The 13015-nt window shown below is 52.5% G+C and carries 8 protein-coding genes and 1 pseudogene; all 9 read right to left on the reverse strand.

Annotation, left to right across the window (positions count from 1 at the left end; translation table 11 throughout):
- Positions 1-398: 398 nt before the first annotated feature.
- Entirely contained in the window at positions 399-4622 is a 4224-nt protein-coding gene (gene rpoC, locus GVK32_RS26610; protein ID WP_159873712.1) for a DNA-directed RNA polymerase subunit beta', read from the reverse strand.
- 76 nt (positions 4623-4698) lie between these two features.
- Entirely contained in the window at positions 4699-8727 is a 4029-nt protein-coding gene (rpoB, locus tag GVK32_RS26615; protein WP_123706645.1) for a DNA-directed RNA polymerase subunit beta, read from the reverse strand.
- A gap of 320 nt (positions 8728-9047) precedes the next feature.
- Positions 9048-9413, reverse strand: a complete 366-nt coding sequence (rplL, locus tag GVK32_RS26620; RefSeq protein ID WP_159873714.1) for a 50S ribosomal protein L7/L12 — start codon at positions 9411-9413, stop codon at positions 9048-9050.
- Between the two features lie 66 nt (positions 9414-9479).
- On the reverse strand, positions 9480-9977 hold the full coding sequence (gene rplJ, locus GVK32_RS26625; protein ID WP_123706646.1) for a 50S ribosomal protein L10: 498 nt from the start codon (positions 9975-9977) through the stop codon (positions 9480-9482).
- 416 nt (positions 9978-10393) lie between these two features.
- Positions 10394-11098 (reverse strand): 50S ribosomal protein L1, encoded by a 705-nt coding sequence (rplA, locus tag GVK32_RS26630; RefSeq protein WP_041143539.1) that lies wholly within the window; start codon positions 11096-11098, stop codon positions 10394-10396.
- 3 nt (positions 11099-11101) lie between these two features.
- A complete protein-coding gene (rplK, locus tag GVK32_RS26635; RefSeq protein ID WP_041143538.1) occupies positions 11102-11530 on the reverse strand; it encodes a 50S ribosomal protein L11 in 429 nt (142 codons plus the stop codon).
- A gap of 155 nt (positions 11531-11685) precedes the next feature.
- A complete protein-coding gene (gene nusG / locus GVK32_RS26640; protein WP_041143537.1) occupies positions 11686-12231 on the reverse strand; it encodes a transcription termination/antitermination protein NusG in 546 nt (181 codons plus the stop codon).
- A 1-nt stretch (position 12232) separates the two neighbouring features.
- A complete protein-coding gene (gene secE / locus GVK32_RS26645; RefSeq protein ID WP_041143536.1) occupies positions 12233-12616 on the reverse strand; it encodes a preprotein translocase subunit SecE in 384 nt (127 codons plus the stop codon).
- 229 nt (positions 12617-12845) lie between these two features.
- Positions 12846-13015: pseudogene (gene tuf, locus GVK32_RS26650) on the reverse strand (elongation factor Tu); the annotation flags it as partial.

Below are 13015 nucleotides of genomic sequence, written 5' to 3' on the forward strand. Positions count from 1 at the left end.
CCACTCTATTAGGTCGAAAACATCTATCGCGGTCGTCTCATTCTTATATTAGCGGCCTCCTCAATGGCGTTTTAAATAGACGAAGCGGCGCCTCAGCGGGTGAGAACTGAAAATAAGGAAAGGCGCAATCACCTGATTATCCGGATTTTTTGACTATACCTTTTTTGATTTTTAATTTTTTGATACGCGTAGAATTTTTACCCATATATTTACTATGGAATAAAAAACAGGAGCGGCTGGCGGGTTTTATATTAATAGAATAAGGCTTAATTGCTGCTTAGCTATTAATGGAATGTAATCAAATATAGATTAAATAAAATCACGCGCCGTTGCGGCTGCGCAGGAATAAAAAAGCCAGTCAGGAGACCTGACTGGCTTTTTCAGCATAGCGTCAACGATTAATCGTTGTCTGAACCGCCCAGACCCGCGTTCAGCAGCTCTGCCAGGTTGGCAGAAGCTTCTTCAACGGTGACCTGCGGTGCAGCAGGCTGTTCGCCAGCTGCCTTGCGGCGCATACGATCCTGGTGGTACGCATAGCCGGTACCAGCCGGGATCAGACGACCCACGATAACGTTCTCTTTCAGGCCACGCAGTTCGTCGCGTTTGCCCGCAACGGCTGCTTCGGTCAGGACACGGGTAGTCTCCTGGAACGATGCTGCAGAGATGAACGATTCGGTTGCCAGAGACGCTTTGGTGATACCCAGCAGGTCGCGGGAGTAAGTTGCCGCAACTTTGCCATTCGCTTCCAGATCGCGGTTAGCAATCTTGACGCGGGAGTATTCAGCCTGCTCGCCTTCCAGGAAGTCGGAGCTACCGGCACTGTCGATGGTCGCTTTACGCAGCATCTGACGAACGATAACTTCAATGTGTTTATCGTTAATCTTAACGCCTTGCAGACGGTAAACGTCCTGTACTTCGTTGGTGATATAACGCGTTACCGCGTGTACGCCACGAAGACGCAGAATGTCGTGCGGCGCTTCCGGACCGTCGGAAACCACGTCACCACGTTCTACACGTTCACCTTCAAACACGTTCAGCTGACGCCATTTCGGAATCATCTCTTCGTATGGATCGCTACCGTCTAACGGAGTGATGACCAGACGACGTTTACCTTTGGTTTCTTTACCGAAGGAGATGATACCGCTGATTTCTGCCAGAATTGCCGGCTCTTTCGGGCGACGCGCTTCGAACAGGTCAGCAACGCGCGGCAGACCACCGGTGATATCCTTGGTACCGCTGGATTCCTGAGGAATACGCGCCAGTGCGTCACCCGCACTGATCTGAATACCATCTTCCAGCTGGACGATCGCTTTACCCGGCAGGAAGTACTGCGCAGGCATATCGGTGCCAGGGATCAGAACGTCGTTACCGTTAGCATCAACGATTTTCAGGGCCGGACGCAGGTCTTTACCACCCGCCGTACGCTCTGCAGAATCCAGAACCACCAGCGAAGACAGACCGGTCAGCTCGTCGGTCTGACGAGTAATGGTCTGGCCGTCAATCATGTCAGTAAAGCGGATGAAACCACTTACTTCAGTGATAACCGGCATGGTGTGCGGATCCCAGTTTGCTACGGTTTCGCCGCCAGCAACCTGCTCACCATCACCTTTACCCATCACCGCACCGTAAGGAACTTTATAGCTCTCTTTGGTACGACCGAATTCGTCGATCAGCTTCAGTTCGGTGTTACGCGAGGTCACTACCAGCTTACCGGCAGAGTTGACAACCGATTTAGCGTTGCTAAGGCGGATGCTACCTTTGTTTTTCACCTGGATGCTGGATTCAGCAGCCGCACGAGATGCCGCACCACCGATGTGGAACGTACGCATCGTCAGCTGTGTACCCGGCTCACCGATGGACTGTGCCGCGATAACGCCGATAGCCTCACCTTTGTTGATGATGTGGCCACGCGCCAGGTCACGACCGTAGCAGTGCGCGCATACACCAAAGTCGGTGTCACAGGATACGACGGAACGCACTTTGACGGAGTCAACGGAGTTCTCTTCCAGCAGGTCACACCAGTGCTCGTGCAGCAGCGTGTTGCGTGGAACCAGAATATCCGCAGTACCCGGCTTCAGAACGTCTTCAGCGGTCACACGACCCAGTACGCGATCGCGCAGCGGCTCTTTAACATCACCACCCTCGATAACCGGGGTCATGGTGATGCCTTCCAGGGTGCCACAGTCGTCTTCAGTAACAACCAGGTCCTGTGCAACGTCAACCAGACGACGAGTCAGGTAACCGGAGTTCGCTGTTTTCAGTGCGGTATCCGCCAGACCTTTACGCGCACCGTGCGTGGAGATGAAGTACTGGAGTACGTTCAGACCTTCACGGAAGTTCGCGGTGATCGGCGTTTCGATGATGGAGCCATCCGGCTTCGCCATCAGACCACGCATACCAGCCAGCTGACGAATCTGTGCCGCAGAACCACGCGCACCGGAGTCGGCCATCATGTAGATGCTGTTGAAGGAAACCTGCTGCTCTTCGACGCCGTCACGGTTAATAACGGTTTCGGTTTGCAGGTTATCCATCATCGCTTTGGATACACGATCGTTCGCCGCAGCCCAGATATCGATAACTTTGTTGTAGCGTTCGCCCGCGGTAACCAGACCGGACTGGAACTGTTCCTGGATCTCAGCAACTTCAGCTTCCGCTTCGCTGATGATCTCGTGTTTTTTCTCCGGGATGACCATGTCATCAATACCAACGGATGCACCTGAACGCGCTGCATAAGCAAAGCCGGTGTACATCGTCTGGTCCGCAAAAATAACGGTCGGTTTCAGGCCCAGAATACGGTAGCAGGTGTTCAGCATCTTAGAGATCGCTTTCTTACCCAGTGCCTGGTTCACGATAGTGAACGGCAGACCTTTAGGCACGATCATCCACAGAATCGCACGGCCAACGGTCGTGTCTTTCAGGCTGGTTTTCGCTACAAACTGGTCGTTTTCGTCTTTTTCGTATTCGGTGATACGCACTTTAACGCGCGCATGCAGAGAGGCCAGGCCAGCGCGATAAATACGCTCGGCTTCTTTCGGGCCAGTCAGCACCATGCCTTCGCCTTTGGCGTTAACACAGTCACGGGTCATGTAGTACAGACCCAGTACAACGTCCTGAGACGGAACGATGATAGGCTCGCCGTTCGCCGGGGACAGGATGTTGTTGGTAGACATCATCAGCGCACGCGCTTCCAGCTGGGCTTCCAGCGTCAGCGGTACGTGAACAGCCATCTGGTCACCATCGAAGTCGGCGTTATATGCCGCACAGACCAGCGGGTGCAGCTGGATAGCTTTACCTTCGATCAGTACCGGCTCAAATGCCTGGATACCCAAACGGTGCAGGGTTGGTGCACGGTTCAGCAGTACCGGGTGTTCGCGGATAACTTCGTCCAGGATATCCCAAACAACGGCTTCTTCGCGCTCAACCATTTTCTTCGCAGCTTTAATGGTGGTAGCAAGACCACGCAGTTCCAGCTTGCCGTAGATGAACGGTTTGAACAGCTCCAGCGCCATTTTCTTCGGCAGACCGCACTGATGCAGACGCAGGTATGGACCTACGGTGATAACAGAACGACCGGAGTAGTCAACGCGTTTACCCAGCAGGTTCTGACGGAAACGACCCTGCTTACCTTTGATCATATCGGCCAAAGATTTCAGAGGACGTTTGTTAGAACCGGTGATAGCACGACCGCGACGACCGTTATCCAGCAGGGCGTCAACCGCTTCCTGCAGCATACGTTTTTCGTTGCGCACGATGATATCCGGCGCAGCCAGATCCAGCAGACGTTTCAGACGGTTGTTACGGTTAATGACGCGACGATACAAATCGTTCAGGTCAGAAGTCGCGAAACGACCACCATCCAGCGGAACCAGCGGACGCAGATCTGGCGGCAGAACCGGCAGAACGGTCAGGATCATCCACTCCGGCTTGTTGCCAGACTGAACGAAAGCTTCCAGCAGTTTGATACGCTTGGTCAGCTTTTTACGCTTGGTTTCGGAGTTGGTTTCGTTCAGCTCTTCACGCAGCTGTTCGCATTCCTGCTCCAGATCCATGCTCTTCAGCAGGGCCTGAATAGCTTCGGCGCCCATCTTCGCGTCGAACTCGTCGCCGAACTCTTCCAGCGCGTCCAGATACTGCTCTTCTGTCAGGATCTGGTTGCGTTCGAGGTTCGTCATCCCGCCTTCAATAACCACATAAGATTCGAAGTACAGAACGCGTTCGATATCACGCAGCGGCATATCCAGCAGCAGGCCGATACGGGACGGCAGCGACTTCAGGAACCAAATGTGGGCGGTCGGAGACGCCAGCTCGATGTGGCCCATGCGCTCACGACGCACTTTAGTCTGGGTCACTTCAACGCCGCACTTCTCACAGATCACACCACGGTGTTTCAGGCGCTTGTACTTACCGCACAGGCACTCGTAATCTTTTACTGGCCCGAAAATACGCGCACAGAAAAGGCCGTCACGTTCTGGTTTGAACGTACGGTAGTTAATGGTTTCCGGCTTTTTAACTTCACCGAAAGACCATGAACGGATCATGTCTGGCGAGGCCAGAGCAATTTTGATCGCATCAAACTCTTCGGTTTTAGTCTGCGCTTTTAGAAACTTTAATAAATCTTTCACGGATTTGCTCCCGTCGGAGTTAGCACAATCTGGCGCCGGGTATGACCCCGGCACCAGTGACCTGTTTGAGCGAGAGTTACTCGTCTTCCAGTTCGATGTTGATGCCCAGCGAGCGAATCTCTTTCAACAGTACGTTGAAGGATTCCGGCATGCCCGGTTCCATCTGATGGTTGCCGTCCACGATGTTTTTATACATCTTGGTACGACCGTTAACATCATCAGACTTGACGGTAAGCATTTCCTGCAGGGTGTATGCCGCGCCGTAAGCTTCCAGCGCCCATACTTCCATCTCACCGAAGCGCTGACCACCGAACTGAGCCTTACCACCCAGCGGCTGCTGAGTAACCAGGCTGTAAGAACCGGTAGAACGCGCATGCATCTTGTCATCAACCAGGTGGTTCAGTTTCAGCATGTACATATAGCCGACGGTAACCTGGCGTTCGAACTGCTCGCCGGTACGACCGTCGAACAGGGTAATCTGACCGGAAGTCGGCAGGCCACCCAGCTGTAACAGTTCCTTGATTTCAGACTCTTTCGCACCGTCGAATACCGGCGTTGCGATCGGCATACCTTTTTTCAGGTTTTCAGCAAGACGCAGAACTTCATCATCGGTGAAGGTATTCAAATCAACCTTCTGGCGAACGTCTGTACCCAGATCGTACGCTTTCTGGATGAATTCGCGCAGTTTGGCGACTTCCTGCTGCTGTTTCAGCATGGCGTTGATTTTCTCGCCGATGCCTTTCGCAGCCATACCCAGGTGGGTTTCCAGAATCTGACCGATGTTCATACGAGACGGTACGCCCAGCGGGTTCAGTACGATGTCTACCGGCGTGCCGTTTTCATCGTAAGGCATATCTTCGATCGGGTTGATCTTAGAGATAACACCCTTGTTACCGTGACGGCCTGCCATTTTATCACCAGGCTGAATCTGACGTTTAACGGCCAGATACACTTTAACAATCTTCAGCACGCCAGGTGCCAGATCGTCGCCCTGAGTAATTTTACGGCGTTTCGCTTCGAGTTTTTTCTCGAACTCGTGTTTCAGTTCGTCGTACTGCTCAGCCAGCTGCTCCAGCTGATTTTGTTTCTCTTCGTCGGCCAGGCCCAGTTCCAGCCAGCGATCGCGCGGCAGCTTGTCGAGCTTCTCAGCTTCAACACCGCCGGAGACCAGCACCGCGTAGATACGACCAAACAGGCCAGCTTCGAAGATCTGCAGTTCTTCAGACAGGTCTTTTTTCGCCTGCTTCAGCTGCATTTCTTCGATTTCCAGCGCACGCTTGTCTTTCTCAACGCCGTCGCGGGTAAAGACCTGGACGTCGATAACGGTACCCGATACGCCGTTCGGTACGCGCAGAGAAGAGTCTTTAACATCAGACGCTTTCTCACCGAAGATCGCGCGCAGCAGTTTCTCTTCTGGCGTCAGCTGGGTTTCACCTTTCGGCGTAACCTTACCAACCAGAATGTCACCGCCGGTCACTTCTGCACCGATGTAAACGATACCGGATTCGTCCAGTTTGGAGAGCGCAGCTTCACCCACGTTCGGGATATCAGCGGTGATCTCTTCCGGCCCCAGCTTGGTGTCACGAGACACGCACGCCAGTTCCTGGATATGAATCGTGGTGAAACGATCTTCCTGAACTACGCGCTCGGAGACGAGGATGGAGTCTTCGAAGTTGTAGCCGTTCCACGGCATGAATGCTACGCGCATGTTCTGACCGAGCGCCAGTTCACCGAGATCGGTGGACGGACCGTCTGCCAGCACGTCGCCGCGCTCAATTGGCTCACCCAGCGACACGCAAGGCATCTGGTTGATGCAGGTGTTCTGGTTAGAACGGGTGTACTTGGTCAGGTTATAGATGTCGATGCCGGCTTCGCCCGGGTACATCTCGTCATCGTTAACTTTGATAACGATACGGGATGCATCCACGTACTGAACGGTACCGCCACGTTTAGCAACCGCAGTAACACCGGAGTCAACGGCAACAGCACGTTCCATACCGGTACCAACCAGCGGCTTATCAGCGCGCAGAGTCGGAACCGCCTGACGTTGCATGTTCGCACCCATCAATGCACGGTTGGCGTCATCGTGTTCCAGGAACGGGATCAGGGACGCACCGACGGAAACCACCTGCTGGGTGGATACGTCCATGTAGTCAACCTGGTCGCGGCTGAACAAGCTGGATTCGCCTTTACTACGGCAGGTTACCAGGTCTTCTTCAAAGTGGCCTTCGTCATCCAGGTTGGAGTTCGCCTGAGCGATGACGTAGTTACCTTCTTCGATAGCAGAGAGGTAATGAATTTCGTCGGTGACAACACCATCGGTCACTTTACGATACGGAGTCTCGAGGAAGCCGTATTCGTTAGTCTGTGCGTACACGGACAGGGAGTTAATCAGACCGATGTTCGGGCCTTCAGGCGTTTCGATTGGGCATACGCGACCGTAGTGGGTCGGGTGTACGTCTCGAACTTCAAAGCCTGCGCGCTCGCGGGTCAGACCGCCTGGGCCGAGTGCAGAGATACGACGTTTGTGCGTAATCTCGGACAGCGGGTTGTTCTGGTCCATAAACTGAGACAGCTGGCTGGAACCAAAGAACTCTTTCACTGCTGCAGAAATCGGCTTGGCGTTGATCATATCCTGAGGCATCAGGGTATCCAGATCGCCCAGGGACAGACGCTCTTTAACCGCACGCTCTACACGAACCAGGCCAACACGGAACTGGTTTTCCGCCATTTCGCCAACGGAACGGATACGACGGTTGCCGAGGTGGTCGATATCATCGACTTCGCCAATGCCGTTACGGATACCGATGAGCTTCTTCATCACCTGAATGATGTCGTCTTTGCTCAGGATACCGGAACCTTCGATTTCGTCACGCAGCAGAGAACGGTTGAACTTCATACGACCAACCGCGGACAGATCGTAGCGGTCTTCGGAGAAGAACAGGTTCTCAAACAGGTTTTCAGCCGCTTCACGAGTCGGCGGCTCACCCGGGCGCATCATGCGGTAGATTTCTACCAGCGCGCTCAGACGATCGTTGGTCGGGTCGACGCGTACGGTTTCAGAGATGTACGCACCGTGATCGAGATCGTTGGTGAACAGAGTTTCAATACGCTTATGACCGGACTGGCTCAGTTTGGCCAGCAGATCAAGGCTCAGCTCCATGTTCGCCGGGCAGATCAGTTCGCCGGTCGCTGTATCAACATAGTCTTTAGCAGCAACTTTACCCGCGATGTATTCAACCGGAACTTCGATAAGCTTAATATCGTCTTTTTCCAGCTGGCGGATATGGCGAGCGGTAATACGGCGTGCTTTTTCGACGTAGATCTTACCGTTAGCTTCGATGTCGAAGGACGCGGTTTCACCACGCAGACGCTCCGGAATCAGCTCCATCTGCAGCTTGTTGTCGCGAATTTCAAAGACCACTTTTTCGAAGAACAGGTCAAGGATCTGCTCAGTGGTGTAATTCAGCGCGCGCAGGATGATAGTTGCCGGCAGCTTACGACGACGGTCGATACGGACAAACAGGTTGTCTTTCGGATCGAATTCGAAGTCCAGCCAGGAACCGCGGTAAGGGATGATACGTGCGTTATACAGGACCTTACCGGAAGAGTGAGTCTTACCTTTGTCACTGTCAAAGAAGACGCCCGGGCTACGGTGCAGCTGAGAAACGATAACACGCTCAGTACCGTTGATAACAAAGGTACCGTTGTCGGTCATGAGCGGAATTTCGCCCATGTAGACTTCTTGTTCTTTGATGTCTTTAACGGTGCCTTCCGGCGCTTCACGCTCGTAGATCACCAGACGCAGTTTTACGCGCAGCGGTGCCGAATAGGTCACGCCGCGGATCTGGCACTCTTTAACATCAAATACAGGCTCGCCCAGACGGTAGCTGACGTATTGCAGCTCGGAATTACCGCTGTAGCTTTTAATCGGGAACACGGAACGGAAGGCTGCTTCCAGACCATATTGCCCTTCAGGATCTTGCTCGATAAACTTCTGGAACGAATCAAGCTGGATAGAAAGGAGATAAGGTATGTCCAGAACTTGTGGACGTTTACCAAAATCCTTACGAATACGTTTTTTCTCGGTATAGGAGTAAACCATAGGGTTCCTCAGCTCGCTGACAAGTCGACCCGTCTGCCTCAGAAAGGCAGTTTTTTATGCAACACTATTTTGTGGACCGGAAAATGGAACACTTTCCGCAATACTTGTTGCTATCACGCTTAAACCATTTCGTCGCGATTTACACAGAGCGAGCACCCTGTCGCAGTATATTAAGTCGTCGATAGAAACATGCATTGTCAGGACAACCAGCAGTCAAACAGTGTGAAATGCTACTGGCGCCTTACAGCGCAAAAAGGCTGGTGACTAAATAGTCACCAGCCATCAGCCTGATTACTCAGGCTGCAACCGGAAAGGTTGGCTTATTTGACTTCAACTTCAGCGCCAGCTTCTTCCAGAGATTTTTTCAGTGCTTCTGCGTCATCTTTGCTGATGCCTTCTTTCAGGGCAGCAGGTGCAGATTCTACCAGGTCTTTAGCTTCTTTCAGACCCAGGCCAGTTGCGCTACGTACTGCTTTGATTACAGCAACTTTGTTAGCGCCAACAGCTTTCAGAATTACGTCGAATTCAGTTTTTTCTTCAGCAGCTTCAGCCGGGCCAGCAGCTACAGCTACAGCAGCAGCAGCGGAAACACCGAATTTTTCTTCCATTGCAGAGATCAGCTCAACAACGTCCATTACGGACATAGCGGATACTGCTTCAATGATTTGATCTTTAGTGATAGACATTTAAATTGTTCCTGAATATCAGAATAAGTTTATACGTAAGCGAGTGCTTTATAAAGAAATCTGCGATTAAGCAGCTTCTTTTGCATCGCGTACAGCAGCCAGAGTGCGAACCAGTTTGCCAGCCGAAGCTTCTTTCATGGTTGCCATCAGGCGTGCAATTGCTTCGTCGTAGGTCGGCAGAGTTGCCAGGCGGTCGATATTCGACGCCGGGATCAGCTCGCCTTCAAAGGCTGCGGCTTTAACCTCGAATTTTGCATTCGCTTTCGCGAACTCTTTGAACAGACGAGCGGCAGCGCCCGGGTGTTCCATAGAGTATGCAATCAGGGTCGGACCAACAAACGTGTCTTTCAGGCACTCGAACTGAGTACCTTCAACGACGCGGCGCAGCAGGGTGTTGCGGACAACACGCATGTAAACGCCAGCTTCACGACCTGCTTTACGCAGTTCAGTCATTTTATCTACAGTAACGCCACGGGAATCCGCAACTACTGCAGACAGCGCGCCTTTGGCTACTTCGCTGACTTCAGCAACAATCGCTTGTTTGTCTTGAAGATTTAAAGCCATTAGCTTTGCTCCTGGATGTTTGCCAGAGCTCATGCTCTGGAACTCACTTCACTCTACTCAACGAATAGAGCGTCTTAAATACGGTGAGCAGAAACAAGCCAGAGTATCCAAAAATAATCTTAGCGTTCTGTCACCGTCTACGCAGGGCATTAAGTTTCTGACGAAACACCTGCGGTCTTCGACGGAGGCCTGGATAGGCCAGGCTCCAACGAACAAATTCTTTCTACCCTTCGCTATTCAGCGCCGTGCCGGCGTTGGCTGTCTTCGCTCACACCGGTCACATAGTTCACTATGCTCCCGGAGATTCACTCAGTTGCCGCCTTGCCACAACCTGACTATCTCAGATAGCGTTCTGCACGTAGCAGAATCGTGGGGGTAGAATTGTAGACAAATCCACCGCCCACGTAAAGCTAATCTTAGTTCGCAGAAGCGCTCAGACCAGCTTGATCAACGGCAACGCCAGCACCCATGGTGGTGGAGAGGCTAACTTTCTTGATGAAAACGCCTTTCGCCTGAGTCGGTTTTGCTTTTTTCAGCGCAACCAGCAGGGATTCCAGGTTTTCTTTCAGTTTGTCAGCGTCAAAGTCCACTTTACCGATGGTGGTGTGGATGATGCCGTTTTTGTCGTTACGATAGCGAACCTGGCCTGCTTTAGCGTTCTTAACAGCTTCAGCAACGTTCGGAGTAACGGTACCCACTTTCGGGTTTGGCATCAGGCCACGCGGACCCAGAACCTGGCCCAGCTGGCCAACAACGCGCATTGCATCCGGGGAAGCAATAACAACGTCGAAGTTCATTTCGCCTTTTTTGATCTGGTCTGCCAGATCTTCCATACCTACCAGCTCGGCGCCTGCAGCTTTAGCAGCTTCAGCGTTCGGGCCCTGGGCAAATACGGCTACGCGAACGGAACGGCCAGTACCGTGCGGCAGTACTGTTGCGCCACGGACGTTCTGGTCAGATTTACGAGCGTCGATGCCGAGGTTAACAGCAACGTCTACGCTTTCGGTAAATTTAGCGGTGGCCAGCTCTTTCAGCAGAGCAATAGCTTCGTTGATGTCGTACTGTTTAGTCACATCAACTTTGTCACGGATCACGCGCATACGCTTGGTCAGTTTAGCCATTTCTTAATCCTCTACTACCAGGCCCATGGAACGTGCAGTACCTTCAATGGAGCGAGTCATCGCTTCAATGTCAGAACCAGTCATGTCGGCAGCTTTGGTCTGCGCGATTTCCTGCAGCTGAGCGCGGGAAATTTTACCTACTTTATCTTTGTTCGGCTTACCGGAACCAGACTTGATGCCTGCAGCTTTCTTCAGCAGAACGGCAGCCGGCGGGGTCTTGGTAACAAAGGTAAAGGAACGGTCAGCGTAAACGGTAATAACAACCGGAGTCGGCAGACCTTTTTCCAGGGATTCTGTTTTGGCGTTAAACGCTTTACAGAATTCCATGATGTTCACACCCTGCTGACCCAGTGCTGGACCAACCGGCGGGCTCGGGTTTGCCATACCAGCTGCAACCTGCAGCTTGACGTAGGCTTGTACTTTCTTAGCCATTTAAATTTCCTCGTTTGGGTATAACGCCTTTAGAAAGGCTCCCCGTTATCAATATCGTCTTACGGACACAGGGTCCATAAAAACAAAAGGCGCGAAATTGTATGTCAATTTCGCGCCCCATGCAACGATTAAATCGCTGCTTTTTTGATCGTCGCTTAGGCTTTTTCTACCTGAGCAAAGTCCAGCTCGACCGGAGTCGCACGGCCAAAGATCGAAACAGAAACCTTCAGGCGGGACTTCTCGTAGTCAACTTCTTCAACAACGCCGTTGAAGTCAGCAAACGGACCATCGCTGACGCGGACCATTTCGCCCGGCTCGAACAGCGTTTTAGGACGCGGCTTATCGCCAACCTGCTGAAGACGGTTCATGATCGCGTCGACTTCTTTGTCGCTGATCGGCGCAGGACGGTCGGATGTACCGCCGATAAAGCCCATCACGCGCGGTACGCTGCGCACCAGGTGCCAGCTTGCGTCGTTCATCACCATCTGGACCAGAACGTAACCCGGGAAGAATTTGCGCTCGCTCTTGCGGCGCAGGCCACCACGGATTTCGACCACTTCTTCGGTCGGAACCATGACTTCGCCAAACAACTCTTCCATATTGTGTAATTTGATATGTTCACGCAACGAGGTAGCTACGCGACCTTCAAAACCGGAAAACGCCTGAACGACGTACCAGCGTTTTTTAGGAGCTTCAGACATCTCAGAACCTCAGGCCAGTGATAAAGGATACCAGGCGAACCAGAATACCATCCAGTCCCCACAGGATCAGTGACATTACCGCAGTTACCGCGGCAACAATCAGCGTGGTGTGCAACGTTTCCTGGCGAGTAGGCCAGATTACCTTGCGGACTTCGGTTCTCGCTTCACGGGCGAAAGCTACGGTCGCCTTACCTTTTGTGGTTAACAGCGCGACGCCACCGGCAGCAGCGATCAGAATCACCACGGCCAGCGCACGCACTGCCAGCATAATGTCACGATAAAGGAAGTTGCCTACGATGGCCACAATCAGCAGCACGGCAACGATCGTCCACTTCATCGCTTCCAGGCCGCGCCCGCTCCCTTGAGCTTCGGTATTCGCACTCATAAACCAACCTGTCACAAGAATTCAGACAAATAATTTTGCCCCGCGAGAGCGAGGCAACCAAACCGAAATGCTCTGCTGCGTTTCGGATTTAACGCCCTCTACAGAGCCTGTCTCAGCAATGATTATGACAAAAAAAATCACTGATGAGCCAGGTTCTGGTTCGAAAGCGTGCAAAAAGGGCATCAAATGATGCCCTTTTATTGCGCATTGCGTCAAATGTTATCAGCGATTAGCTGAGAACTTTAGCAACAACGCCTGCGCCAACGGTACGACCGCCTTCACGGATTGCGAAACGCAGACCGTCGTCCATCGCGATCGGGTGGATCAGGGTAACAACCATTTTGATGTTGTCGCCCGGCATTACCATCTCTACGCCTTCCGGCAGTTCGATGGTGCCAG

It is taken from the genome of Klebsiella sp. 18074 (assembly GCF_902705905.1).
Lineage (GTDB): Bacteria > Pseudomonadota > Gammaproteobacteria > Enterobacterales > Enterobacteriaceae > Klebsiella > Klebsiella terrigena.